The 25,092-nt window shown below is 70.8% G+C and carries 19 protein-coding genes and 2 pseudogenes; 3 read left to right on the forward strand and 18 right to left on the reverse strand.

Annotated elements, in window-relative coordinates; genetic code table 11:
- Positions 1 to 9: 9 nt before the first annotated feature.
- From AB5J56_RS10230 to AB5J56_RS10250, 5 genes and pseudogenes are all read right to left on the reverse strand, one after another.
- Positions 10 to 789, reverse strand: coding sequence for an exodeoxyribonuclease III (locus tag AB5J56_RS10230; RefSeq protein ID WP_369232213.1), 780 nt, complete (start codon positions 787 to 789; stop codon positions 10 to 12).
- Between the two features lie 69 nt (positions 790 to 858).
- Positions 859 to 1,494 (reverse strand): MBL fold metallo-hydrolase, encoded by a 636-nt coding sequence (locus tag AB5J56_RS10235; RefSeq protein WP_369232215.1) that lies wholly within the window; start codon positions 1,492 to 1,494, stop codon positions 859 to 861.
- Between the two features lie 71 nt (positions 1,495 to 1,565).
- Positions 1,566 to 2,873, reverse strand: coding sequence for a 4-carboxymuconolactone decarboxylase (gene pcaC, locus AB5J56_RS10240; RefSeq protein ID WP_369232217.1), 1,308 nt, complete (start codon positions 2,871 to 2,873; stop codon positions 1,566 to 1,568).
- A gap of 290 nt (positions 2,874 to 3,163) precedes the next feature.
- Positions 3,164 to 3,367 carry a hypothetical protein gene (locus AB5J56_RS10245; RefSeq protein WP_369232219.1) on the reverse strand — a complete coding sequence of 68 codons (204 nt, stop codon included), beginning with the start codon at positions 3,365 to 3,367 and terminating at the stop codon, positions 3,164 to 3,166.
- Positions 3,368 to 3,416: 49 nt separating this feature from the next.
- Positions 3,417 to 3,536 (reverse strand): annotated as a pseudogene (locus AB5J56_RS10250) (transposase); the annotation flags it as partial.
- 515 nt (positions 3,537 to 4,051) lie between these two features.
- Between AB5J56_RS10250 and AB5J56_RS10255 the strand changes: the two are divergent.
- Both AB5J56_RS10255 and AB5J56_RS10260 read left to right on the forward strand, forming a co-directional pair.
- Positions 4,052 to 5,506, forward strand: a complete 1,455-nt coding sequence (locus AB5J56_RS10255; protein WP_369242475.1) for a non-reducing end alpha-L-arabinofuranosidase family hydrolase — start codon at positions 4,052 to 4,054, stop codon at positions 5,504 to 5,506.
- Positions 5,507 to 6,249: 743 nt separating this feature from the next.
- Positions 6,250 to 8,109 carry a ricin-type beta-trefoil lectin domain protein gene (locus AB5J56_RS10260; RefSeq protein ID WP_369232221.1) on the forward strand — a complete coding sequence of 620 codons (1,860 nt, stop codon included), beginning with the start codon at positions 6,250 to 6,252 and terminating at the stop codon, positions 8,107 to 8,109.
- 312 nt (positions 8,110 to 8,421) lie between these two features.
- On the opposite strand, the gene AB5J56_RS10265 is transcribed toward AB5J56_RS10260, so the two are convergent.
- The 9 genes from AB5J56_RS10265 to AB5J56_RS10305 form a co-directional block, all read right to left on the reverse strand.
- Positions 8,422 to 10,797, reverse strand: a complete 2,376-nt coding sequence (locus tag AB5J56_RS10265) for an SWIM zinc finger family protein (protein ID WP_369232223.1) — start codon at positions 10,795 to 10,797, stop codon at positions 8,422 to 8,424.
- Complete coding sequence (locus AB5J56_RS10270; RefSeq protein ID WP_369242477.1) at positions 10,794 to 13,712, reverse strand: SNF2-related protein; 2,919 nt, start codon at positions 13,710 to 13,712, stop codon at positions 10,794 to 10,796. The genes AB5J56_RS10265 and AB5J56_RS10270 overlap by 4 nt, the downstream gene beginning before the upstream one ends.
- Before the next feature lie 126 nt (positions 13,713 to 13,838).
- Positions 13,839 to 14,423, reverse strand: a complete 585-nt coding sequence (locus AB5J56_RS10275) for a sugar kinase (protein ID WP_369232225.1) — start codon at positions 14,421 to 14,423, stop codon at positions 13,839 to 13,841.
- Complete coding sequence (locus AB5J56_RS10280; RefSeq protein ID WP_369232227.1) at positions 14,420 to 15,571, reverse strand: ROK family glucokinase; 1,152 nt, start codon at positions 15,569 to 15,571, stop codon at positions 14,420 to 14,422. Before AB5J56_RS10280 ends, AB5J56_RS10275 begins: the two co-directional genes overlap by 4 nt.
- Before the next feature lie 59 nt (positions 15,572 to 15,630).
- Positions 15,631 to 16,497 carry an ATP-binding cassette domain-containing protein gene (locus AB5J56_RS10285; protein WP_369232229.1) on the reverse strand — a complete coding sequence of 289 codons (867 nt, stop codon included), beginning with the start codon at positions 16,495 to 16,497 and terminating at the stop codon, positions 15,631 to 15,633.
- The gene (locus AB5J56_RS10290) at positions 16,494 to 17,549 is read right to left on the reverse strand and encodes an ABC transporter permease (RefSeq protein WP_369232230.1); all 1,056 of its coding nucleotides are present in this window, start codon (positions 17,547 to 17,549) and stop codon (positions 16,494 to 16,496) included. The genes AB5J56_RS10285 and AB5J56_RS10290 overlap by 4 nt, the downstream gene beginning before the upstream one ends.
- Positions 17,546 to 18,550 carry a sugar ABC transporter substrate-binding protein gene (locus AB5J56_RS10295; protein WP_369232232.1) on the reverse strand — a complete coding sequence of 335 codons (1,005 nt, stop codon included), beginning with the start codon at positions 18,548 to 18,550 and terminating at the stop codon, positions 17,546 to 17,548. Before AB5J56_RS10295 ends, AB5J56_RS10290 begins: the two co-directional genes overlap by 4 nt.
- A gap of 233 nt (positions 18,551 to 18,783) precedes the next feature.
- Positions 18,784 to 19,776, reverse strand: a complete 993-nt coding sequence (locus tag AB5J56_RS10300) for a sugar ABC transporter substrate-binding protein (protein WP_369232234.1) — start codon at positions 19,774 to 19,776, stop codon at positions 18,784 to 18,786.
- Positions 19,777 to 19,988: 212 nt separating this feature from the next.
- Positions 19,989 to 20,726, reverse strand: a complete 738-nt coding sequence (locus AB5J56_RS10305; protein ID WP_369242479.1) for a GntR family transcriptional regulator — start codon at positions 20,724 to 20,726, stop codon at positions 19,989 to 19,991.
- 129 nt (positions 20,727 to 20,855) lie between these two features.
- Between AB5J56_RS10305 and AB5J56_RS10310 the strand changes: the two genes are divergently transcribed.
- Positions 20,856 to 21,869: a Gfo/Idh/MocA family oxidoreductase gene (locus AB5J56_RS10310; RefSeq protein ID WP_369232236.1), complete on the forward strand. Its 1,014-nt coding sequence runs from the start codon at positions 20,856 to 20,858 to the stop codon at positions 21,867 to 21,869.
- Between the two features lie 15 nt (positions 21,870 to 21,884).
- On the opposite strand, the gene AB5J56_RS10315 is transcribed toward AB5J56_RS10310, so the two are convergent.
- From AB5J56_RS10315 to AB5J56_RS10330, 4 genes and pseudogenes are all read right to left on the reverse strand, one after another.
- Positions 21,885 to 22,388: a hypothetical protein gene (locus AB5J56_RS10315; protein WP_369232238.1), complete on the reverse strand. Its 504-nt coding sequence runs from the start codon at positions 22,386 to 22,388 to the stop codon at positions 21,885 to 21,887.
- 47 nt (positions 22,389 to 22,435) lie between these two features.
- A pseudogene (locus tag AB5J56_RS10320) lies at positions 22,436 to 22,711 on the reverse strand (cytochrome P450); the annotation flags it as partial.
- Positions 22,712 to 22,846: 135 nt separating this feature from the next.
- Positions 22,847 to 23,518 (reverse strand): response regulator, encoded by a 672-nt coding sequence (locus tag AB5J56_RS10325; RefSeq protein WP_369232240.1) that lies wholly within the window; start codon positions 23,516 to 23,518, stop codon positions 22,847 to 22,849.
- Between the two features lie 234 nt (positions 23,519 to 23,752).
- On the reverse strand, positions 23,753 to 25,069 hold the full coding sequence (locus AB5J56_RS10330) for a histidine kinase (protein ID WP_369232241.1): 1,317 nt from the start codon (positions 25,067 to 25,069) through the stop codon (positions 23,753 to 23,755).
- Between the last annotated feature and the right edge of the window lie 23 nt (positions 25,070 to 25,092).

The following is a 25,092-nucleotide window of genomic DNA, read 5'->3' on the forward strand; positions in this document are numbered from 1 at the left end:
CGGTGGAGGTTACACCTCCAGGTCCACCACGACCGGCGCGTGATCAGACGCGCCCTTGCCCTTGCGCTCCTCGCGGTCCACGTACGAGTCCGTGACCGCCTTGGAGAACGCCTCGTTGCCGTAGACGAGGTCGATGCGCATGCCGCGGTTCTTGGGGAAGCAGAGCTGGCGGTAGTCCCAGTACGTGTACGGGTGGTCGTACTTGAGGGGGCGCGGGACCACGTCCGTGAGGCCCGCCTCGCGCAGCGAGGCGAGGGCGGCGCGCTCGGCCGGGGTGACGTGGGTGAGGCCTTCGAAGGCGGCCAGGTCGTAGACGTCGTCGTCCGTCGGCGCCACGTTGTAGTCGCCCATCACCGCGAACGGACGGCCGCCCTTCGCGTCGCCGGCGACGGCCGCCTTGAGCGCCTCGAACCACTGGAGCTTGTAGGCGTAGTGCGGGTGGTCCACCTCGCGGCCGTTCGGCACGTACACCGACCAGACGCGGATCGGGCCGCAGGTCGCGGAGACGGCTCGGGGCTCCTGGACTCCGTCGTAGCCCGGGTCGCCCGGCAGGCCCTTGACCACGTCCTCCAGGCCCACGCGGGAGACCACCGCCACGCCGTTCCACCGGCCCGTCGCGTGCACCGCCGACTCGTAGCCCAGCTCGCGCAGCTCGTCGGACGGGAAGCCCTCGGCTGTGGTCTTGGTCTCCTGGATGCACAGCACGTCCGTGCCGCTGCTCTCCAGCCAGGCCAGCAGCCTCGGGAGACGGGCGGTGATCGAGTTCACGTTCCAGGTCGCAATGCGCATGCCTCACAACCTACCGGGCGGGTACGACAACGGGCCCGCCACCACCGTCGTGCACGGGCCCGGCCGCCCTCAGACCTCGGCGGACGCCCCCGGAGCGAGCCGCAGGTGCTCGGCGCCGCCCAGGGCGCCGATCTGGTTGTCGTAGATCGGGCGGGCGAGGTCGGTGAGAAGCGCGTCGTGGATGTCGTACGCGCGCTGGGGCTTGACCTCACGGACGTAGTCGATGACCTCGGAGATCTTGCTCCAGGGGGCCATGACGGGGAGCATCAGCGTCTCGACGGAGTGGTCGGGGACGGTGAGCGCGTCGCCGGGGTGGAAGACCCGGCCGCCGTCGACGAGATATCCGACGTTGGTGATCCGCGGGATGTCCGGGTGGATCACGGCGTGCAGTTCGCCGTGCACCTGGACGTCGAAGCCCGCGGCGGTGAACGTGTCTCCGTGGCCGACGGTGTGCACCCGGCCGGGGAAGGCGGCGGAGATCTTCTCCGCGACGGACCTCAGGGTCCAGATCTCGGCCGCCGGATTGGCCTCCAGTCCGGCCCGCAGCCGCTCCTCGTTGAAGTGGTCGAGGTGCTCGTGCGTGACCAGGATCGCGTCCGCGCCGACCGCCGAGTCGTCCTCGCTGAACGTGCCCGGGTCGATGACGAGCGTCTGCCCGTCCTTCTCAAGGCGGATGCAGGCGTGCGACTTCTTCGTGAGCTTCATGGATCCCATCCTGCCCCCGCCGGTGCGGCGGCGGGACGCGGAGACTGGTGCTCCTGGTGCCAGGCTCAAGGTCACTCCTGGGGAGTGGTCTCCTCCCGGATGACCTGCTGCGCCACCTTGAAGGCGCTGTTCGCGGCGGGTACGCCGCAGTAGACCGCCGCCTGGAGAAGCACTTCCCTGATCTCCACGGGGGTGAGGCCGTTACGGAGGGCGGCGCGCGTGTGGAAGGCGAGTTCGTCGAAGTGGCCCCCGGCGACCAGCGCGGTCAGCGTGACACAGCTGCGCGAGCGCCGGTCGAGGCCGGGGCGGTCCCAGATCTCGCCCCACGCGTACCGGGTGACGAACTCCTGGAAGTCCCCGGAGAACTCGTCCGCCGAGGCCAGCGCCCGGTCGACGTGCGCATCGCCGAGCACCTCACGACGGACCTTGATCCCCGCGTCGTACGGGTCGGGTCTGCCGCCCAGTGGTACGGGCTGCGCGGCGGCCGGGCCGATCTCGGCGACGGGCGCCGTCGACGGGGGCGGCGCGAGGACCGGCTTGACCGGGGCTGCCGATATCGCCGGGATCGCCATCTGCCCGGTGGACGAGTCGAAGGCGGGCTGCCAGGCGGTGGAGAAGTGCCGGACGAGCAGGTCGGTGACCGCGGCGGGCTGCTCCACGGGCACCAGGTGCGAGGCACCGGGTACGACCGCGAGCCGGGCGTCCGGGATGCCGGCGACCAGGGTGCGCGCCTCGGCGGGCCCGGTGACCTGGTCGTCGGAGCCGGCGAGGACGAGTGTGGGAACGCCGATCCGGCCGAGCTCGGCGCGTACGTCGAACGCGGCGAGCGCCTCGCAGGCCGCGATGTAGCAGCCGGGGTCGGTGGTGCGCACCATCTGCACGGCCCACTCGGTGATCGCCGGCTGGGCCGCGGCGAAGCCGCTGGTGAACCAGCGCTCGGGCGACGTACGCGCCATCGGGTCGAGCCCGTTCGTCCGCACGATCACCCCGCGCTGGCGGAACTCGTCCGCCGTCCCGAACCGGGGTGACGCGGCGATCAGCGCGAGCGAGGCGATGCGTTCCGGGTGGCGCAGCGCCAGCTCCATCCCGAGGGCGCCGCCGAACGCGCAGCCCGCGAAGCCGAAGCGCTGCACACCGAGCCCGTCGAGCGTGACCAGCAGCCGCCGGGCGAGCTCGGTGACCGACCCGGAGGGATACGCGGGGGCCCCGCCGTGTCCCGGCATGTCGAACCGGAAGATCCGCCAGTGCTTGGACAGCTCCGGGACCTGGCGGTCCCACATGTGCCAGGTGGTACCCAGTGAGGGACCCAGGATCAGGACAGGGGCGTCTTCTGGCCCGTCAAAGCGGTATTGCAGGGTGTTCGGTGGTGTCTCGCTCACCCGTCAGACCCTCTCATGTGTCACGAATCCTCACATCGCCGGGGCGAACCCAGCGGGTCTTGTCCCTCTCGCGACTACAGGTCCGGCACTGCCTGACCCCTCGAGAGTCCGGGTACGTGTTCTCCGGCGTGTACTCGTGACCGTGTCGGCAGTGGGCCCTCCGGGCGCGTGCCCTCTCCCTTTCTCGGCATCGAAGAGCTTCCTCCCTCGTCACGGCTTCCAGGTGCTGCGGGTTGCAGCATCGAGTGTGGTTGGATCCCCCGTGGCTCAGCGTGACTCACCTGAAAGCCTCACGGGATCTTCCCAACCAGCAGCTTGAACACCACACGGTGACCAAGTTCCGTCTTCCCCCGGTAGGCGACGGTGCCGTAGCCGGACGGGCCCTCCCCGATCACCGAGATGCCGGTGCCGGTGAAGGTCAGCGTGGCGGTGGAGCCGTTGGCCCCGGCGGCGTGCACGTTGTCGTGGAGGCCGCCCAGGCCGCGGTAGCCCACTGGACCACGGTGGTGTTGGTCGCGTTGCTCTCCCAGTTGGAGCGGTCCGGAAGTAACTGCCCTGGCGCAGCTTGGGAATGGCCGGCCCAACGGTGCCGGCCCTCGTGTCCCACGCGCGCGGGCGGTAGCCGTTGCGGTGGCACGAAAGCAGGCACCCGCTCCGCTCATGCGTTGACGCACTCGATGATCAGCCGGCCACCGACGCAGCCGGCCAGCCCAGCATGTGTCGACATCCTTGACATGATCCTGCCGACATCCTACCTTCTCGCCTTAACGAGGTCATACGTCATGGGGCGTTGCATCCGTAAGACCCCAAGTCGACACCCACAAAGATGCACTAGACAGCCCAAAAAACGCGGCACCGAAGCAGGGCAGGTGTCTCAATACATCCCATGAATATCCCCTCATTGCGGTCAGCGCCCCAGGCGCCGAACCAGGCGGGGTGTGTGGTGCGAGTGTTGGTCGATCGGTCTGGAATGGGCCCCTTTGGGTGCTTGTCGATGTCACAAAGGAACACCGAACCCATCCTCGAAGGAGACCGCGATGCCCCAAGACCCCTTACAAAACCGCCGCCTCTGGCAGTCGGTCGCGCCGGGCCGTGAGCGAAGGAGGTGGCAGATGTCACCCAAGAACAAGATCAGCCGGCCGTGGAACCGATGGCGCGGTGTGGTGTCCATGGTCGCGATGGCGCTCGTGGCCGGCTTCGTGGTGGTGGTCGGTGCGCCGACGGCGTCGGCGGCGACTGTCGACACGAGCGCCTGGTATGTGCTGGTGAACCGCAACAGCGGCAAGGCGATGGACGACTCCGGCTACGCCACGAACGACGGTGCGGCGGTGGCGCAGTGGACGCGCCATGACGGGGCCAACCAGCAGTGGCGGTTCATCGACGCGGGCGGTGGCTACTACCGTTTGCAGAACCGGTACTCCGGCAAGGTGCTCGACAACTCCGGCTGGTCGACCACCGCCGGAACCGACCTCGTGCAGTGGGCCGATCAGAACGCGACCAACCAGCAGTTCCAGCTGACAGAATCGCCGGACGGCTATGTGCGGCTGATCAACCGTCACAGCGGCATGGCTGCCGAGGTCAAGGACGGCTCCACCGCCGACGGTGGCAAAGTCGTCCAGTACTGGGACTGGGGCGGCAGCAACCAGCAATGGCAGCTCGTCCGCGTCGCTGACGCCTCCGCGTCCCTGCCGTCGACGTTCCAGTGGAGCTCCAGCGGCGTGCTGGCCGCGCCGAAGCCGGACGCTCAGCACAACACCGTGGCCATCAAGGACTTCTCGGTGATCCGGTACAACGGCAAGTGGGTGGTCTACGCCTCGGCCGTGGGCCCGGACTTCGGTTACGGCCTGGAGCAGTTCAGCTTCAGTGACTGGTCACAGGCGGCGTCGGCACCACAGACCTACCTGGACGAGGTGGCGCCGATGGGACCGGGCTACCGGGCCGCACCGCAGGTGTTCTACTTCGCCCCGCAGAACCTGTGGTACATGGTCTACCAGACCGGTCCGCCCACGTACTCGACGAGTACCGACCCCAGCAACCCGGCGTCGTGGTCGGCACCCCGCACGTTCATGTCCACCGAGCCGGACGTTCTGCAACAGAACGGCGGCGGCTGGCTCGACTTCTGGGTGATCTGCGACTCCAGCAACTGTCACTTGTTCTTCGAGGACGACAAGGGGCACCTCTACCGGGCGCAGACCAGCCTGACCAATTTCCCCAACGGCTTCGGCAACACGGTCGTGACCATGTCGTATCCGAACGCCGGGGATCTCTTCGAGGCGTCCAATGTGTACAAGGTCGCCGGCACCAACCAGTACCTGCTGATCGTCGAGGCCATCGGGTCCCACCGCTACTTCAAGGCCTGGACCTCCACGAGCCTCAGCGGATCATGGACTCCGCTGGCCTCCAGCGAGTCCCAGCCGTTCGCCGGGGCCAGTAACGTCACCTTCTCCGGCACACCCTGGACCAAGGACATCAGCCACGGAGAGATGGTCCGCGCCGGCAACGACCAGACCCTGACCGTCAGCCCCTGCCACATGCAGTACGTCTATCAAGGCATGGACCCCAACGCGGGCGGCGACTACAACTCACTGCCGTGGCGGATGGGCCTGCTCACGCAATCCAACTCCACCTGCTGACGCGGATGCTGTCGGGCAACCGGATGATCACCTGGGGTGAGGTCTTCGGTCACGGACCGGGGCGCTTCGGTCTCGGCTGCCGCCCCCGGCCCCGGTTGCCCGGCGCGGTCCACCGGCAACTGCCGCAGATGCGGGGCGGATTCTTAGCGAGCGGGACGGAGCACGGTGGACCCAGCACCACTCCGAAAGTGCGTTCAGCCGCTCCTTCCACCCACTTCAGACGGCGCCTCAGTGGCTGCCGTGGCTTGCCCGACACGGTGCGCTCAGGCGGGCGGCAACGGGGGAACGAGCCGCGGCGTGTGCCAGACCTCGCCGGCGAGCAGGCCCGGTTGGCGGCATGTCCTGGACGATCCCGGCGGCCGGCGGAGCCGCCACAGGCCACGCAGGTCCCGAATGCGGCGACCACGGCAACCAGCCGGCCGCGTGGCCCCAAATCACCGGCAGCCGGCCCCGCACGATGTCCCCCTCAGCCACCCCGACCAGGAACGAGAGCAGCCGACCGCGGCCGCGCACCACCGGCGGTCACGGCCGGGCCGGCCGCTCGCCACGCGGTGCGGGAGCCCCCGGCGACATGCCGGGCGGCCACCGTTCGCCGCCCAACTACCAATCAGCACAAGGGCATTGACACAGGATCACCTCTGGCACCCGATGGGCCGATTAGTCAATTGCTCTTACGGATGCGCTGCCTCGCGACCCGCCGGCAGTGCCGGACCATGATGGAGTGAGGGACGCTTTCCATGCACGTGAGACTTCGATACCGCCGCGCCGGTGCGCAGATCGTGGCGTTGGCCATGGCAGCCACCGGCGGCATCCTGGCACTCGCGCCGAGCCCGGTCCACGCTGCCGACACCACGATCGGGGTCACTCTGACCACGTCGGATCTCAGCAGCGCCCTGGCGCCTCAGCCGAGCATCAACCTCGGCCCCGTGTCCTCCGGACCGGTGAACCTGACGGTGGACGAGACCAAGTCGTACCAGACCATCGACGGGTTCGGCGCCGCCTTCACGGACTCCTCGACCTACCTGCTGCAGAACAAGCTCAGTGCCGGCACGCGCAATCAGGTGATGAGTTCGCTGTTCAGCCGGGGCACCGGCATCGGGCTGTCGCTGATGCGCGTGCCCATGGGATCCTCCGACTACACCGCCACCCCGCCGAGCAACCCCTCGACGTACTCCTACGACGACAACAACGGTGTCGCCGACCCCTCTCTCACCAACTTCTCCACCGCGCACGACGACGCCTACGTCATCCCGGTCATCAAGCAGGCCCAGTCGCTCAACCCGTCGATGAAGCTCTTCGCCAACACCTGGAGCCCGCCGGCGTGGATGAAGACGAACAACTCGATGCTGGGCAGCAGTGGAGGTGTCAATGGCACTCTCAAGTCCTCCGCCTACGGCCCGCTCGCGCAGTACTACGCGAAGTTCCTGCAGGAGTACAAGGCCAAGGGCGTCAACGTCTGGGGCATCACCCCCCAGAACGAGCCGGACCAAGCCCCCTCCAGCTATTCAGGCATGGTGCTGTCAGGGGCCGACGAGTCCAACTTCATCAAGAACTACCTGTCGCCGGCGCTCTCGCAGGCAGGGCTGAACCAGGTGATCCTCGGCGGCGACAGCAGCCATCCGGACACGCCCTTCGCCAACACGATCCTGGGCGACAGCGCCACCTACAACGCGCTCTACGGGACGGCGTGGCACTGCTACTGGAACGACCTCCAGAACATGACCACGATCCACAACTCGTATCCCGGGAAGAAGCTCTACGAGACCGAGTGCTCCACCGGTCCGGGAATCGCCCCGATGAACGCGACCCAGCTCGCCCTGCAGTCCACGTCCAACTGGGCCAGTGGAGCACTGCTGTGGAACCTCGCCCTGGACACGGACGGCGGCCCGAAGATGGGCGTGGGGTGCAACGGCTGCACGGGCCTGATCACCATCGACCAGTCCACCGGCAAGGTCACCCCCAACGACAACTACTACCAACTCGGGCAGTTCTCGAAATTCGTCGTCCCGGGTGCCACGCGCATCGGGTCGAGTGACGGCGGCGGGATCTGGTCCCAGGCCTACCGCAACCCCGACGGCGGCGAGGTGTCGGTGGCCTACAACAACAACTCCTCACCGACCACCTTCAACCTCACCTGGAACGGCTCCGGATCCTTCACCTACACGCTGCCTGCGCACGCCACCGTGACCTTCGTCAAGGGCGGCAGGAACGCAACGGCACATATCGTGGGCCAGGGCTCGGGCCGATGCCTGGACGACAGCGGGAACGCGGCCAACGGCGTCCAGCAGATCATCTGGGACTGCGGCACGTACAACACCAACCAGTACTACCTGTACTCGGCGGGCCGCGAGCTGCAGATCGGCGGCAAGTGCCTCGGCGCGAGCGGCAACGGCACCTCCAGCGGCACCAAGGTCATCACCTGGGACTGCAACAGCACCAGCAGCCAGAAGTGGACCTTCCACGCGGACGGCAGCGTCACCAACGACTTGTCCGGCCTCTGCCTCGATGTCACCGACATCGGTACGGCCAACGGGTCAACCATCCAGCTCTGGGGCTGCTCCGGCGGCTCGAACCAGAAGTGGACGGTCGCCAGCGACGGCTGACGACCGGCACCGATGCGTGACCGGGCCCGTGTTGCAGGGGGAGGTGCTACCGCTGGTAGGGCTCGGTCAGGTTGGTATCGCCGGTCGTCACTGCGTCCCCTGGTTCCGGGTGCTCGAAAGCGACGAGCCGGAGTACAGCGATGCACACGCCGGGGCAGGGGCCTTCGTCTCACTCACCGCACCACGCTAACTTCCGCACCTGTGCGGCCGGACACGGGCCCTGGGTGTCCACGCCGTTCACAGGGGTTCACCACATGTGCTCGCGCCACGGTGGTGGTGCCCTGCGCGGTCGAGCCCTCTGTGGAAGCGCCCTCATAGATCGCCCGGTGCGCCGAGGCCCGTCAGGGCGCCGACCGGGTCGAGGTCGGGGGTGCCGCGGGGCCACCAGTCGTCGTGGCCCGGCTCGGACTCGTAGGCGTACCACAGGCCGTCGTGGCCCAGGCGGAGCTGCGCGTGGCCGCGGGGGTGGGTGAGGTGGTTGCGCCAGGGGCGGAAGGCGGGAAGGTCGGCGGCGAGGAGGAGCGGGCGGGCGCGGTCGAAGCGGCCCGCCGGCGGGTCCCAGGGCTCTTCGAGGACGGTCAGTCCTTCGAGTCCGCCCTGCCGCCAGGCCGCGACCGCGCGTGCCAGGTCGGACGGGGTGCGGCCGGCTGCGGAGGCCAGCGAGGAGTAGAGGGCACGGGTCGCGGCGGTCAGGCCGGAACCGGGGCGGGCGGCGGCGAGGCGTACCGCGTCCTGCCAGAGCGTCAGCTCCGCGACCGGGTCGCGTCCGGCGGTGAGCAGTGTGTGGGCGCGGGCGGCCGCGTCGGTGGCCAACTGGTCGAGCGCGAACGGGTCCGGGCCGCCGGGCGCACCCGGGTAGACCGGAGGCTGCTCTGGGTGCGCGGGCGGTGGCTGTGGTGCCGGGAGCGGCGGGAGCGTGCGTGGCCTGAGCGCGTCGGCGGCGCGTACGCCGGGCAGGGGCGCGGGTTCTTGTTCCAGGGCGGCGCGGGCGGCGCGGGCCGCGTTGCGGCGGGACAGGGCGTCGAGCAGCTCCCGTTCGCCGCGGCCGCGCAGCAGGAGCAGCACGAAGGGGTCCTCGTCGAGCAGGCGTGCCGTCTGGTAGCAGAGGGCGGCCGCGTGTTTGCAGGGGTGGCCCGAGTCCGGGCAGCTGCAGTGCGGTTCGAGGTCGCCGGGACCGGGGAGCAGGGCGACCCCGCAGTCCGCGAGCGACTGGGGCATCTCCTTGTCCAGCAGCGCGGCGATATGCCCGGGCCGCTCGGCGGCGGCGTCCAGGAACCGGTCCCAGTCCTCGTCGGACAGCGTCCGCAGCCGGACCTGCACGCGGTAGGGGCGCGGCCTGCTCCCGTGCACATAGGCGAGTACCAGCCCCGGCGTCACGGTGATCGCGTCCACGAACCCCTTCGCGGCATACGCCCTCCCCCGTGCCAGCCGCGCCGCGTCCAACGCTCCCTCCTCCAAGGCGGTCACCCACGCGTTGCCCCACCACGTCTCCGCGAAGGCGTCCGCGGAGCGAGGGGGAAGGGCGGCGAAGGTGCGGCGCAGGTCGCTGTCGCGGCCGGGGGCGGCCATCGAACGGGGGAGGCGGTGGGTGGGGGCCGCGCCTGGTGCGTCGGTGGCGGCATCGCCCAGTGCCCCGGCGGCGACCGACTCGGCACGCGGGGCGGGCTGCCTGGCGGAGGTCCGGGCCGAAGGCCGAGTCGAGGGCTGCTCCGGCGCCTCGTCGCCGTACGACACGCGCACGCGCCGAACACCGGAGGCAAGTCCCTCCGGCTCCTCCGGCATGAGCGACGCCCCCGCCTCGCCGGGCAGCGAAGTGCCGTACTGCGACGGGTCGTTGTCCTGCGGGGTGTGGTCGGGGCGGGCGGCAGGGTCGGAGCCGCCTTCGGCGTCCGGCACAGGGCGATCCCACGTGCCGTCACCAGCCGCCGACAATGCCTGCGCATCGGACGCGGCTTCCAGGCCCCGCCCAGGATCCCTCAAGGCGCGGTCACGCCGCGCCGCACGGCTGTCCCGCAACGGACGGTCGTCGCGCGCCTCGCTGCCTCCCGTCTGGTCGCCACCTTCGCCCGCGTTGCCGTCATCCGGCAAGCTCCCCGCCGAAGGCCCGTCGCTCGACGGGCGCCGCTCGGGAGCCCCGGCGTCGGGCAGTCGGAAGGCGTCCGCGAGGAGGTCCCGTAGGGCCTGAGCTTGGTTTTGGGTGGCGCGGCGCGGGTTTCGGGGGGTGGTCGGGGTCCCTGCGGTGGGTCGTCGGCCAGGAGTGGTGTTCGGCTCGGCTGTCCTGGCCTCGGACTCCGTTCGTGAGTGCCTCGCCTGTTCGCGGGCGGTTCGCAGCGCCTCGCGGGCGATGTCTCCGGGGCGTGCGCCCTCCTGGGCAGCCCCCACCGGGGGGCGAACATCTTCGGTGGGCTCCTCCGGGTCGGGAGCGCTGTCCGCGTCGGTACCCTGCACGGCCCCGGCCCCGGCCGCACGCCGCAGCGCCTCCCGTGCCACGTCACCCGGGCGGCGCCCCGGCGTGGAAGCCTTCGACGGCGTCGCCTGCTCCGCACCCGGCGCGGGGTGGGGCTCCGTCTCGTCGCCGACGTCCGCCCCCGCCCCCCGTGTCTCACGCTCCCGTGCCTCGCGCAGCGCCCGGCGCGCCTCGTCAGCGGGGCGGGTCTCCTGCGGCTCCGCGGGCCCGGTCCCGGTCATGCGTCCCTCCGCAGGGAGACCAGGTCCGACAGTTCGCGGTCGGTGAGTTCGGTCAGGGAGGCCTCGCCGGAGCCCAGGATCGCGTCGGCCAGCGCCCGTTTCGCTTCGAGCATCTCGGCGATGCGGTCCTCCACCGTGCCCTCGGTGATGAGGCGGTGGACCTGGACGGGCTGGGTCTGGCCGATGCGGTAGGCGCGGTCGGTGGCCTGTTCCTCGACGGCGGGGTTCCACCAGCGGTCGAAGTGGACGACGTGACCGGCCCGGGTGAGGTTCAGGCCGGTGCCGGCGGCCTTCAGGGAGAGGACCAGGATCGGCGTGGCACCGCTCTGGAAGCGGTCGACCATGTGCTCGCGCTCGGCGATCGGGGTGCCGCCGTGCAGCAGCTCCACCGGGACCGCGCGTGCGGCGAGGTGTTCGGTGATCAGGCGGGCCATCCCCACGTACTGCGTGAAGACCAGCGCCGAACCGTCCTCCGCCAGCAGGGTGTCCAGGAGTTCGTCGAGCAGCGCCAGCTTCCCGGAGCGGGCGGACAGGCCATGTACGGCGGCCTGCGCGTCCTCCTTCAGGTAGAGCGCCGGGTGGTTGCAGATCTGTTTGAGGGAGGTGAGCAGTTTCAGGACCAGGCCGCGGCGCGCGATGCCCTCGGCGGTCTCGATGGCGAGCATCGACTCGCGGACCACCGCCTCGTAGAGGGAGGCCTGTTCGCGGGTGAGCGGGACGGGGTGGTCGGTCTCCGTCTTCGGCGGGAGTTCGGGGACGATCCCGGGGTCGGACTTCTTGCGGCGGAGCAGGAACGGGCGGATCAACCGGGCCAGGCGCGCCACCGCCTCCTCGTCCTCGCCGTTCTCCACGGCGCGCGCGTGCCGTGCGCGGAAGGACTTCAGGGGGCCGAGGAGGCCGGGGGTCGTCCAGTCCAGCAGGGCCCAGAGTTCGGAGAGGTTGTTCTCCACGGGGGTGCCGGTGAGGGCCACGCGCGCGGGGGCCGGGATCGTGCGCAGTGCCTTCGCCGTCGCCGAGTAGGGGTTCTTGACGTGCTGTGCCTCGTCCGCGACGACCATGCCCCAGGTGTGCTGGGCGAGCCGTGACGCGGTCGAGCGCATCGTCCCGTAGGTGGTGAGGACGAAGCCGCCGTCGAGGTCCTCCAGGGTGCGCCCCGTTCCGTGGAAGCGGCGGACGGGGACGCCGGGGGCGAACCGGGTGATCTCCCGCTGCCAGTTGCCGAGCAGCGAGGCCGGGCAGACGACGAGGGTCGGCTCACGGCGGGCCCGGCGCAGATGCAGGGCGATGAGGGTGACGGTCTTGCCGAGTCCCATGTCGTCGGCGAGGCAGCCGCCGAGGCCGAGGGAGGTCATGAGGTCCAGCCAGGACAGCCCCCGGAGTTGATAGTCCCGAAGGGTGGCCCTGAGCCCGGGAGGTGCCTCCACCGGCATCACGCCCGCCGTGAGCCGGTCGCGCAGTGCGGCCAGGGCGCCGACCGGGACCGCCTCGACCGTCTCGCCGTCGATCTCCGCGGTGCCGGTGAGCGCGGCGGACAGCGCGTCGACCGGGTCGAGCAGGCCCAGTTCGCGCTTGCGGGCCTTGCGGACAAGGGCCGGGTCGACGAGCACCCACTGGTCACGCAGCCGGACGACCGGGCGGTGGGCCTCCGCGAGCAGGTCCATCTCGGCGTCGCTGAGCGGGTCGCCGCCGAGGGCCAGCTGCCAGCGGAACTGGAGCAGGTCCTCGCTCTCGAAGAATCCGGTGCCGTCCGTCGCGGACCCCGGGGCGGGGCGCACCACCGCCGTCGCGCTCAGGTCCTGGGCGAGGTCCCGGGGCCAGTGCACGGCGACCCCGGCCGCGCCCAGCCGGGTGGCCGCGACGCCGAGCAGGTCGGTCAACTCGTCCTCGGAGAGGGCGAGTACGTCGGGCGTGTCCTGTTCGGAGAGGCGGTCCAGGGGCGCCCAGACGCGGGCCGCGCGGCGGACGGCGAGGGCGGCGTCGACCCGTGCGCGGGGGCCGAACGTGGCGTCGGCGCCGCCCGACCACAGCGCGGAGGCGTCGATGACGAGGGTGGGGTCGGCGAGGCTGTGCACCTGCACGACGGCGGCGCCCGCGCGCCGGGCGCCCTCGCTGTCGTCGAAGAGCTGGTACGCCGAGAGGTCCAGGCGCAGCGAGATCCGGACGCCGGCGTCCATGCCCGCGGCGACCTCCGCGGCCCAGTCGTGGGCGCCGGAAAGCCGTTGCGGTTCGACCGCCGCGAAGGGCTTGCCGGAGGTGTAGCGCGCGGCGGGGGTGCGAGGCAGGGTGTCGGCGACCGCGTCGAGGAAGGACCGCATCAGCGCCTCGGGCTCGGGCAGCCGGAGCGGGCCCTTGCCGGGGAGCGGGACGGCGTGCCCCTCGTACGGGAGGGCCGCGGCGACCGCCCTCAGGTGCGCGATGTCGTCCGGTTCCAGGGGGCCCGCGCGCCACGCGTCGTGGCCGTCGGCCGTCAGGCCCGGCAGCAGTCGTCCGCGCGCGATGAGCCGCAGCGCGTGCAGTGCGGCCGCGCCCCAGCAGGCGGTGGCGGGATGGGCGGCGCGGTCGCGGCGCGCCCTGGCGAGCAGCGGCAGGGCTTCCGCGACCGGCAGGGTCACGGCGGGCACGGTGGCTCTGCGGGCTCCGGAACCGTGGCGTCGTACGACCGTGAGCTCGGTCGGTGCGGCGGACGGCAGCGGTTCGCCGTCCGGGGCCCAGAAGGCGACCCGGCTCGCGCGCGGCAGCGGAGCGGGCAGGAAGACGGCGGCGAAGCGCACGGACACGGTGGCCGGGTCCACGCCCGTGGTCACGGCCGCACCGTCGCGCACGGCCACCCCCAGGGCTCCGCGCCCGGGCGGGCCGTCAGCAACTCGCGCGCCCCCGTCTCCGCCCTCACCCACGAAATCCACCACATCTGCCATATCCGCCATACACCCGGTCACCTCCCGCCCCTCAGTCGCATCAGGTGTCTTCGACTCTACGGGCGGCCTCTGACAATCGGCCTCGGCGACGGGGCCGGTGCCCGTCGCCTGGCCTTCGGTGGCCCGTCAGGGGGTTGTGCGGGAGACGACGTAGACGAAGGGGTTGTGGGGGTCCGCCAGGTTCACCACGACGTCCTGGGTGGGTGCCGGGTTCTTCTGCCTGTGGACGAGGCCGTACCAGGGGCCGGGGCCGGTGAACTCCCAGCCGGTGATCTTCCGGTCGCGGGCGCCGATGGCGATGTCGCCCTTCTTCAGCTCGGCGCGGCTGGTGCCCAGGTCGGCGAGGAAGACGTCGAGGTTCGCGTTGGGGGTCTGGAACTGGACGTAGAGACGGCTGGTCTTCCAGTTGTTCGTCTCGTAGTAGGCGACCTTGCCCGACGGGTGCGGGATCGGCAGCTGGTACAGGCGGCGCTGGACCTTCGACGGCCAGCCCGCGGTGAGGCCGGTCGCCGAGTACTTGTCCTCCTTCTGCTTGCCGCTGTGGCGGCTCTGGTTCGCGGAGATGACCAGGTAGCCGGCGGGGACGCCGATGAGGAGCACGATGATCAGCAGGGTCAGCGCACGGCGGCGGTTCCTGTGGTGCCGGTCCTCCGGTGGCCGCCGCCTCGGCTCGTCCGGCGGCGAGGCCTGGCGTGGCAGGGAGGCCGTCACAGCGACTCCTGCTCCTGCGACGTACGGCGCGACTCCACGTAGCGCTCGTACCGCTCGTAGCGCTCGACCCGGCGACGGTTGGCGCGGCGGAAGCGGCGGGCGACGAGGCGGGCGAGGTCGGCGGCGCCGACCATGCCGGCCTCGGGGCCGAGCTGGGCGCGCGCGATGCGGGCCTCGGGGCGGTAGCCGCGGCCCGTCAGGTGCCGGCGGAACGCGTCCCGGGCCGGGGCGATCAGCAGGTCGTCGGCGGCCGAGACGCCACCGCCGATGACGAAGCAGGAGGGGTCGAGGGCGGCGGCGAGGTTGGCGATGCCCACGCCGAGCCACTGGCCGATGTCCTGGAGCAGCTCGATGCACATGGCGTCGCCCTCGCGGGCCAGCTCGGTGATCATCGGGCCGGTGATGTCGGCGATGTTGCCCTTGACGTGCTCGATGATCCCGTACGCCACCGGGGAGTCGGCGGCGGCGAGTTCGCGAGCCTCGCGCACCAGCGCGTTGCCGGAGCTGTACTGCTCCCAGCAGCCGCGGTTGCCGCAGGGGCAGCGGTGGCCGCCGGGCACGACCTGCATATGGCCGAACTCGCCGGCCACGCCGAACTTGCCGCGCTTGACCTGGCCGTCCTCGAGGATCGCGCCGCCGATGCCGGTGCCGAGCGTGATCATCACGAGGTGGTCCTCGCCGCGGCCCGCGCCGAAGCGCCACTCGGCCCAGGCGGCCGTGTTGGCGTCGTTGTCGACCAGGACGGGGACGGCGAGGCGTCCGGCGATGCGGTCCCGGAGAGGCTCGTTGCGCCAGGACAGGTGGGGTGCGAAGAGCACGCGGTTGCGGTCGGCGTCGACCCAGCCGGCCGCCCCGATGCCGACCGCGTGCACATCGTGCCGGTCGGAGAGGTCCAGGACCAGCTCGACGATGGTGTCCTCGACGACCTTGGGGCTCTTGGACTTGTCCGGCGTCTCCGTGCGGACCTTCTCCAGGATGTTCCCGTCGGCGTCGACGACGCCCGCCATCACCTTCGTACCGCCGATGTCGATGCCGACGGTCGGAACGCGGGGCGCCGTCAGGTGGGAACGGCGCTCACGGGTCCCCACGGTCCGCAGGACGGTGGCCCGCGCGGAGCCGCGGTGGGTGAAGTCGCGGTAGGTGCTCATCGCGCCGATTCTGCCTCACGCCCCCGCGGCCCCGCATCGTGGAGCCCCCTGAGCCCCCGCTAGTCGCCCTTGGCGGCGTCCGTCGGCCGGCCTCCCAGGTGGGTCGGCACGGGGGCGCGCTCCAGTTCGTGGCGGAGGTCGTCGAGTTCGCTGCCGCCTGCCATTTGGCGGGTCAGCTCGTCGAGGGTGATCGCGTCGCGGGCGTTGCTGCTGAACATGGTGCCGCGCTTCAGGAGCACGAAACGGTCGCCCACCAGATACGCGTGATGCGGATTGTGGGTGATCAACACAACACCCAGTCCGGCGTCCCGTGCGGCGGCCACATATTTGAGGACCACACCGGACTGCTTCACACCCAGGGCGGCGGTGGGCTCGTCGAGGACGAGGACCTTGGCGCCGAAGTGGACGGCGCGGGCGATCGCCACGCACTGGCGCTCGCCGCCGGAGAGGGTGCCGATGGGCTGGTCGACGTCACGCAGGTCGATGCCCATGCGCAGCAGCTCGGCGTGGGTCGTCTTCCGCATGAGCTCGACGTCCATGCGCTTGAAGGGGCCGCTGCCCTTGGAGAGCTCGGAGCCGAGGAAGAAGTTGCGCCACACCGGCATCAGCGGGACGACGGCGAGGTCCTGGTAGACCGTGGCGATGCCGCGGTCCAGCGCCTCGCGCGGCGATCCGAGACGGGTCTCCTCGCCCTCGATGCGGAGCGTGCCCGCGTCGTGCTGGTGCAGACCCGCGATGATCTTGATGAGGGTGGACTTGCCGGCGCCGTTGTCGCCGAGCACGCAGGAGATCTCCCCGGCGTGCACCTCCAGCGAGACGCTTTCGAGGGCGCGGATGTTGCCGTAGTACTTGCTGACGTCGTCGAGCTCGACGAGCGGCGCGCGTTCCCTGTCGGTGGAGGCGTTCTTCGTGATGTCCGTCGTCATTTCGTCGCCTCCGCGCGCTTGCGGACCCAGTGGTTGAGCAGGGTCGCCAGGAGCAGCATCACTCCCAGGAAGAACTTGAACCAGTCCGGGTTCCACTCGGCGAACACGATGCCCTTGCTGACCATGCCGAAGATCAGCGCGCCGACCGCCGCGCCGACCGCGGAGCCGTAGCCGCCGGTGATCAGACAGCCGCCGATGACGGCCGCGATGATGTAGATCAGTTCGTTGCCGACACCCTCGCCGGACTGCACTACGTCGAACGAGAACAGCAGGTGCTGGCCGGAGATCCAGGCGCCGAAGGCGACGCCCATGTAGAGGCCGATCTTGGTCTTGTTGACCGGGACGCCGACCGCGCGGGCCGCGTCCTCGCCGCCGCCCACGGCGTAGATCCAGTTGCCGAACCGGGTGCGCAGCAGGATCCAGGTGGCGACCAGGATCAGGCCGAGCCACCACAGGATGGTGATCTTGTAGTCGACGCCGCCGATGGTGAACGTCGAGGCGAAGACGGACTTCGCGGAGGAGAAGCCCTCCATGTCGGAGATCGACTTCGTGGAGACCGTGTCGCTGATGAGCTTGGTGAAGCCGAGGTTCATGCCGGTCAGCATCAGGAAGGTGCCGAGGGTGATGATGAAGCTCGGCGGGTCGGTGCGGGTCAGCATGACGCCGTTGAACACGCCGATGGCGAGCGTGACGAGCAGGGACACGCCGACGCCGACCCAGACGTTCGCGGTCATCTGGTAGCTGAACATCGAGGAGATCAGCGCGGAGCTGGTCACCATGACGCCCGCGGACAGGTCGAACTCGCCGCCGATCATCAGCAGCGCGACGGGGACGGCCATGATGCCGATGGTCGAGGAGGCGTAGAGGACGGTGCTGAGACTCGCGGCCCGTACGAAACTGTCCGCGAAGATCGCGAAGAAGAGGAAGACGGCGATCGCGCCGACCACCGAACCGAGTTCGGGCCGGCCCAGGAGCCTGCGCAGCGGCGAGGTCTTCAGAAGGCGTTCGTCGGTCTTGGTGCCCGGCGCGGGCGCCGGTGCTGTCGTGCTCATCGGGTCCCCCGCTTCGTGTATTCCGCGAGCTCGGCGGCCTGGTCCTTGGTGATGATCTGCGGGCCGGTGAGGACCGGCTTGCCGCCGCCGAGGACGTTGGCGTTGTACTTGTAGAGCCACAGCAGGTCCACGGCCTCGTACCCCTGGAGGTAGGGCTGCTGGTCGACGGCGAAGCCGAGCGTGCCGTCCTGGAGCTCCGCGGCGACCTTGGCGTTCAGGTCGAAGGTGTCGACCTCGGCCTTGCTGCCCGCGTCCGACTTGGCCTTCACGGCCGTGTCGGCGTAGGGGGCGCCGAGCGTGACGACGCTGTCGATGGACTTGTCGGCCTGCAGCTTCGCCTCGATCGAGGACTGCACGGACGGCATGCTGGTGCCCTCGACGTAGAGGTTCTGCACATCGCCGTCGAAGGTCTTCTTCACGCCCGCGCAGCGCTGCTCGTGGCCCACGTTGCCCTGCTCGTGCAGGATGCACAGGGCCTTTTTCTTCCCGCGCTTGTTCAGCTCGTCGCCGACGGCCTCACCGGCGATCGTCTCGTCCTGGCCGATGTGGGTGAGCGCGCCGAACGCCTTGGACTCCTCGGAGCCGGAGTTCACCGTGATCACGGGGATGCCGGCCTTCTCGGCGCGCGCCACGGCCGCCTTCATCGCGTCCGGCTTGGCGAGCGTGACGATGATGGCGTCGACCTTCTTGTCGACCGCGGCGTCGACGAGCTGCGCCTGCTGCTGGGCCTGGTCGTCGTGCGAGTACAGGAAGTTGATGTTGTCCTTGACGGCGGCCTGCTTGGCGCCCTCCTGCACGATGTCCCAGAAGGTGTCGCCATCACCCGAGTGGGTGATCATCGCGAACGTCCATCTGGGCGTGTTGACCGCGGCCTTCCCCTGGGCCGACGCGGCCTTGCGGGCGTCCTCGGCCCTCTTGCCGCCGGTGCTGCTGCATCCCGCGAGGGACACTCCCAGCGCCCCTGCGAGCGCGATGCTTACCCAGGTCCGAGTGCGTGCCACGAGGCCGTGCCCTTCTTGCTGTGCTGCTTGGTGCGCCGGGCCCTGCGGACCGGCCGTGAGGGCCGTTCCGCAGGCCCCGGGGGCCGAGTGATCTCCGGCCCCGAACGCCCAAGTATCGCCGACCCTTGATCGCAGGGTCTGCCCAGGTCCCGGGCACCCCGGCCTGTCGTCGGCCGGGGGTCCGGGGGTTGTCCCCCGGGCAGACACAGCGTGCACCGGGATCATGCACCCCATCAGCGGGTACCGCGCGCGGTGTACTTCTCCAGCTGCGGTACGTCCTTCTCGGTGACGAGCGCCGGGCCGGTGAAGACCGTCTTGCCGCCGCCGATCACGTTGCCGTTGTACGCGTGGAGCCACAGCTCGTCGATGGCCTCGTACCCCTGGAGGTAGGGCTGCTGGTCCACGGCGAAGTCGACCTCCTTGGCCTTCAGCCGCTTGACGACCTCGGCGTTCAGGTCGAAGGTGGCGATCTCGGCCTTGCTGCCCGCGTCGTCCTTCGCCTTGACGGCCACGGCGGCGATCGGGGCGCCGAGCGTGACGACCGCGTCGATGCCCTTGGTGGCCTGGAGTTTCGCCTCGATGGAGGACTGGGCGGCGGGGGCGTTGGTGCCCTCGACGTTGAGGTTCTCGACCGAGCCCTTGAAGGTCTTCTTCACGCCCGCGCAGCGCTGCTCCAGGGAGACGTTGCCCTGTTCGTGGATGACGCAGATCGCCTTCTTCAGACCGCGCTTGGTCAGCTCCTCGCCGACCGCCTCACCGGCCACCGACTCGTCCTGGCCGAAGTGCGCGAGGGCGCCGAACTGCTTCGAGTACTCCGCGCCGGAGTTGATCGACACGACGGGGATGCCCGCCTTCTCGGCCCTGGCGAGGACGTCCTTCATGGCCTCGGGCTTGGCCAGGGTGACAACGATGCCGTCGACCTTCTTGTCGATCGCGGCCTGCACCAGCTCGGCCTGCCCCTTGGCCTCCTTGTCGTTGGAGTACAGGAACTGGACGTTGTCCTTGGCCGCCGCCTGCTTGGCACCGCTCTGCACGATGTCCCAGAAGGTGTCGCCCTCGCCGGAGTGGGTGATCATGGCGATCTTCATGCGGGGCGTGCCGACGGCCTTGCCGCCGCCCCCGCTGCCGCTCGCCTTGTCCTCGGACTCCTTGCCGCCGGAGCTGCTGCACCCCGCGGCGAGCGCGATCACGGCCAACACCGCCGCTGCTGTTCGGGCTGTACGCATGGTGGGACCCCTTTTCTCCCGGCCGCCCCGTTGCGGCTGAGGGAGTTCTAACTTCGGGGTCGAGCACCCGTCCATCGGTTTGCACGAACATTCTTACGATCGAGATGCACGCTCACTCTTCCCGCGCATCCCTGCCGTACGAAGAGCGGGAACGTCACGGCCGTGCGAGGAGCCGGAACTCGGTCACGGCCGAACGAGGCGCTGAAACTCGGTCACGGTCGTACGAGGAGCTGGAACTCGAAGGAGTAGCGCGAGGCGCGGTAGGTGTGGGAGCCGAACTCGACGGCGCGGCCCGTGTCGTCGAACGTGGTGCGCTGCATGGTGAGCAGGGGCGCGCCCTCGGGCTCGCCGAGCCGCTCGCCCTCCTCGGCGGTGGCCGCGCGAGCGCCGACGGACTGCCGGGCGCTGTGCAGTGTGATGCCGGCCGCGCGCATCATCCGGTAGAGGCCGGTGCCCTCCAGTTGCGCGCTGTCGAGGTCGAGCAGGCCGGGGGGCAGATGGTTGCAGAGGTACGCCATCGGCTCGCCGTGCGCGAGACGGAGCCGCTCCACGCGGTGCACCTCGCTGCCCTCGGCGACCCCGAGGGCCGCCGCGACCTCGGCGGACGCGGGTTCGAGGGCGTTGCGCAGCACCTGGGTCGCGGGGCGCTGGCCGGCCGCCTCCAGGTCGTCGTAGAGGCTGCTGAGCTCCATCGGGCGCTTGACCTGGCTGTGCACGACCTGGGTGCCGACGCCTCTGCGGCGCACCAGCAGGCCCTTGTCCACCAGGGACTGGATGGCCTGGCGGACGGTGGGCCGGGACAGGCCGAGCCGCCCGGCCAGCTCGATCTCGTTGCCCAGCAGGCTGCCCGGTGTCAGCGTTCCGTGCTCGATCGCGGCCTCCAGCTGCTGGGACAGCTGGAAGTAGAGCGGGACCGGGCTGCTGCGGTCGACGCTGAGCTGGAGCGACACGGTCGGATCCACATCTGGTTTCGGCACGGCCTGAGCGTAGCTCCGGGAGATGTTGACGGGAAGTTGTGAAGTTCGATTGTCCGGACATTCGCATTGACAGCGCCCCGGGTCGGCCCCCCAATTGGTCCCATGCGCATCGGACTCATCGGAGCGGGTCGTATCGGCACATTCCATGCGACGACTCTCAGCCGTCACCGCGAGGTCGGCGGCTCCCTCATCGTGACGGACGCGGACCCCGCGCGGGCCCATGCGCTCGCGGACCGGCTGGGGGCCACCGCAGCGCCCGGCGTGGACGAGATCTTCACCTGGGGCGTGGACGCGGTGGTCATCACGGCGGCGACCTCGGCCCACGGCGAACTGATCGGTCGGGCAGCGCGGTCCGGGCTCCCGGTGTTCTGCGAGAAGCCCATCGCGCTCGACCTGCCGGGCACACTGGCCGCGCTCGCCGAGGTGGACGCCGCCGGAACAGTCCTGCAGCTGGGCTTCCAGCGCCGCTTCGACGTGGGGTACACGGCGGCCCGGGAGGCGGTGCGCTCGGGCCGTCTCGGGCGGCTGCACACGGTCCGCGCGATGACGTCCGACCAGGCGCCGCCGCCCGCCGCGTACCTCCCGCTCTCCGGCGGGCTCTACCGGGACTGCCTGGTCCACGACTTCGACATGCTGCGCTGGGTGACGGGCCACGAGGTCGTCGAGGTGTACGCGACCGGGTCGGACGCCGGGCCCGCGATGTTCCGCGAGGCGCGGGACATCGACACGGCCGCGGCCGTCCTCTCCTTCGACGACGGCACGCTCGCCACGGCGACGGCGACCCGGACGAACGGCGCGGGCTACGACGTCCGGATGGAGCTGGCCGGTGAGCTGGACCAGATCGCCGTCGGCCTCGACGACCGGACGCCGATCGCGTCCACGGAGCCGGCCGGGCCGCCGCCCGCGACCAAGCCGTGGACCGGTTTCCTGGAGCGCTTCGGCCCGGCGTACGAGGCCGAGCTCGCCGCCTTCGTCGAAGTGGTCCTCGGCGAGCGCGCGAACCCCTGCGACGGCCGCGAGGCCCTGCACGCCCTGCGGATCGCGGAGGCGTGCGAGCTGTCGCGGCACGAGCGGCGGCCGGTGCGGCTGGCGGAGATCCCGGGCGGACGGGACTGAGGTCTCGTCACCGCCTCAGACGAGGAGCCGTACGGCCGGGGTCTCGGTGCTCGTGGCGAGTACCCGATCGCAGTGGCGGCAGCTCATCTCGTGCGGGCGCACCGCGTTGGTCTGGGTGCTGTCGGTACCCGACTCCTTGCGGTCCTTGCAGTAGTACCCGAGGTGGAGCCGGACCCAGGGGTGGCTGGTGGGCGCCATGGCCCGGTGGCCGTCGCGGGAGTCCTGGAAGGGCGCCCACCAGAAGTCGACCAGCACCCGGGCCGCCAGCCGCTCGGCGCCCTGCGTCGTGTCGAACGCGGCGAGCCGGGCCGCTGCGTAGTGGCGGGAGAAACCACTGCGGCTGCCGGAGCACAGCGCCCGTTCGGCGCCGCGCTCGAAGACGGTCGTACGGCCGATCCGCTCGCAGACGAAGCAGTCCAGGGTGAATTCCAGCTTGGAGCGCCAGTAGAGCTGGTGGGAGTCCTCGCCGCGCGGCGGCAGCCCGGTCAGCTCGGCGGTGATCTCCGCGGTACGCAGCACGGTCGGGCTCCTGACGGGTCATGGACGGCAGACCTGCGGGCGCCCCCTCACCACCGCACCGGCAGGTTCCGCACGCCGCGCATCAGCATGCCGGACAGCCAGCCGCGCGGCAGGCCGTCGAGGGCCAGGTCCGGGCGGCGCTCCAGCGGGGAGCGCAGCGCGACACGGGCTTCGAGGCGGGCCAGGGGCGCGCCCAGACAGTAGTGGATGCCGTGTCCGAAGGCGACGTGGCCGCGGGCCTCGCGCCGGATGCCGAACCGGTCGGGGGCCGGATACTTCACCCCGTCGCGGTCGGCCGCGGTGAGGCCGATCATCACCGGCTCGAGCGCCCGCAACTCCGCGTACACCGGATGCGGGTCCTCCGTGAACCCCGCGCCCCACTCCCCCAGATCAACCACATCAGCCATACGACATCCCCTCTCGCCCTTCCAACGGCCGGGGCGCACGACTAGTGCCCGTCAGCTCCCGTCCTCGTCGAGCAGTCCGGCGTCGTACGTCAACAGGGCGATCTGTACCCGGTTGTTGAGGTCGAGCTTGGCGAGGATGCGCGAGACGTGGGTCTTGACGGTCGCGATGCTCATGAACAGCTCGCGCGCGATCTCGGCGTTCGAGCTGCCCCGGCCGACGGAGACGGCGACCTCCCGCTCCCGGTCGTTGAGCGCGGCGATGCGACCACGGGCGCCGGAGCGGCGTGTGTCGAGCGCGGAGCCGGCTGCGTGCGCCATCAACTGGCGGGTGACCGTGGGCGACAGTACGGGGTCACCCGCAGCAACGCGCCGTACGGCTTCGAGGATCTCCGCGGGCGGAGTGTCCTTGAGGACGAACCCGGCCGCCCCCGCACGCAGGGCACGCAGCACCTGGTCATCGGCGTGAAAGGTCGTCAGAACAACGACCTGCGGGGCGTCCTTACGACCGCGCAACCTCTCCGTGGCCGCAAGGCCGTCGACGTTCGGCATCCGAATATCCATCAGGACGACATCGGGCCGGGTGCGGTCGACCAGCACCTCGACCTCACCCCCATCGGCGGCCTCGCCAACGATCTCGATGTCATCGGCGCCGCCCATCATGAAGGTCAGCCCAGCCCTCACCAGCGGATCATCGTCGACGAGCAGCAGCCGAATCGCAGTCATAGGGGCCACGTTAACGACGCCCGCCCCCACGGCCCGCAGCCGCGTACGGACGCAAGGGTCCGTGCCGGTACGTCTCTGCCCGTCGCGTAGCAGATCGCCCGCCAAGTTTCGCCGTATTCAGCCCCCGGGCAGTACGCCCACGCGGCGACGGGCAAGACGTACCGGCACGGCCCCGACCCACCACGCACCCGCACGCGCCCCCGCGAAAGGCGCCCACGTCAGCGAACGCCAGCGTCAGCCACCCCACGGCAGCCAAGCCCGCACCGCGAACCCCCCGTCCCGCTCCGCCCCGTGTTCAAGCCGCCCGCCCGCCAGCGTGGCCCGCTCCGTCAGCCCGATCAGCCCCTGCCCCGAGCCGGGAACATGCGGCACGTCACCCGGCGGCGCCGGGTTGCGTACGGAGACGGTGAGGCCGTCGCCGACAGCGCCCGTGACGGAGACCGTGACCTCCGCGCCGGGGGCGTGCTTGCGGGCGTTCGTCAGGCCCTCCTGGGCGATGCGGTACGCGGTGCGGCCGACGGACGCGGGAACGCCGGCCGGGTCGCTGACCCGGTTGTCGAGGACGACCTTCATGCCGGCCGCCCGCGACTCGGAGACCAAACCGTCCAGCGCCACCAGCGTCGGCTGGGGCCGCCCCGCGTCGTCGGAGTCGCCCGCCCGCAGCACCCCGATGATCTCCCGCAGATCCTGAAGCGCCTCGTGCGCGCTCTCCCGGATCACCCCGGCGGCCCGCGCGATCTCCGCCTGCGGCGCGTCCGGCCGGAACTCCAGCGCCCCGGCGTGCACGCTCAGCAGAGTCAGCCGATGGGCCAGTACGTCGTGCATCTCGCGCGCGATGGCCTCACGGGCGAGCCGCTGCGCCTGCTCGGCCCGCAGCTCCGCCTCCGTCTCGGCCCGCCGCGCCCGGTCCCGCAGACTCAGCATGAGCTGCCGCTTGGACCGTACGAACATCCCCCAGCCGACCACGGACACGGTCAGCAGCGCGGTGACGACGACCGAGGCGAAGTACGGCAGATCGGGGTCGGGGCGCAGCCAGAAGTACAGCGGGATCAGCGCGAGCTGGATGCCGCCGAGCCAGCCCGCGTACTTGAAGGGCCGGTGCACGGCGAGCGTGAACAGGGCGACCATGCCCGCGCCGCCCGCGGTGTTCGAGATCAGCCCGACGGGGACCATGGCGACGGCGAGCCCGAGCGGCCAGCGCCGGCGCAGCCAGACGGCGGCGCAGGCGAGCGCGCCGAGCAGCTGGTCGAGCACGGCGAGATCGTGCGGGGTGTGCGGGTCGTTGGACAGCGTGTTCGCGGCCAGCAGCCCGATGACGACGGCGAGCACGAAGCAGCCGAAGTCGACGACCCAGTCGCGCACGGTGCGCCGTGGCCGGCCGGACCGCCCGGAGCGCTCCGTCCGGTCGGGGTCGAGGTCCGCGGCCAGGGCCGACGGCAGCAGCCAGCGCCGCCCAGGCAGGACGACCTGCTGCGGCGCGGGCAGCACGGCCCCGCTCGGCGCCTGCGGCGCGGTCTCGCCCCCCGGTTTGTCACCACTCACGGTCGACAAATCTACGCACGGACGGCCGCCGC

The sequence above is a fragment of the Streptomyces sp. R21 genome, from assembly GCF_041051975.1.
Taxonomy (GTDB): domain Bacteria; phylum Actinomycetota; class Actinomycetes; order Streptomycetales; family Streptomycetaceae; genus Streptomyces.

What these genes read in the sequence shown, in the direction of transcription:
- AB5J56_RS10230 (WP_369232213.1), bottom strand. Translation starts at nt 789, where the DNA reads ATGCGCATTGCGACCTGGAACGTGAACTCGATCACCGCCCGTCTCCCG.
- AB5J56_RS10235 (WP_369232215.1), bottom strand. Translation starts at nt 1,494, where the DNA reads ATGAAGCTCACGAAGAAGTCGCACGCCTGCATCCGCCTTGAGAAGGAC.
- AB5J56_RS10255 (WP_369242475.1), top strand. Translation starts at nt 4,052, where the DNA reads ATGGCGCTCGTGGCCGGCTTCGTGGTGGTGGTCGGTGCGCCGACGGCG.
- AB5J56_RS10265 (WP_369232223.1), bottom strand. Translation starts at nt 10,797, where the DNA reads ATGACCGGGACCGGGCCCGCGGAGCCGCAGGAGACCCGCCCCGCTGAC.
- AB5J56_RS10270 (WP_369242477.1), bottom strand. Translation starts at nt 13,712, where the DNA reads ATGGCAGATGTGGTGGATTTCGTGGGTGAGGGCGGAGACGGGGGCGCG.
- AB5J56_RS10280 (WP_369232227.1), bottom strand. Translation starts at nt 15,571, where the DNA reads ATGAGCACCTACCGCGACTTCACCCACCGCGGCTCCGCGCGGGCCACC.
- AB5J56_RS10285 (WP_369232229.1), bottom strand. Translation starts at nt 16,497, where the DNA reads ATGACGACGGACATCACGAAGAACGCCTCCACCGACAGGGAACGCGCG.
- AB5J56_RS10290 (WP_369232230.1), bottom strand. Translation starts at nt 17,549, where the DNA reads ATGAGCACGACAGCACCGGCGCCCGCGCCGGGCACCAAGACCGACGAA.
- AB5J56_RS10300 (WP_369232234.1), bottom strand. Translation starts at nt 19,776, where the DNA reads ATGCGTACAGCCCGAACAGCAGCGGCGGTGTTGGCCGTGATCGCGCTC.
- AB5J56_RS10310 (WP_369232236.1), top strand. Translation starts at nt 20,856, where the DNA reads ATGCGCATCGGACTCATCGGAGCGGGTCGTATCGGCACATTCCATGCG.
- AB5J56_RS10325 (WP_369232240.1), bottom strand. Translation starts at nt 23,518, where the DNA reads ATGACTGCGATTCGGCTGCTGCTCGTCGACGATGATCCGCTGGTGAGG.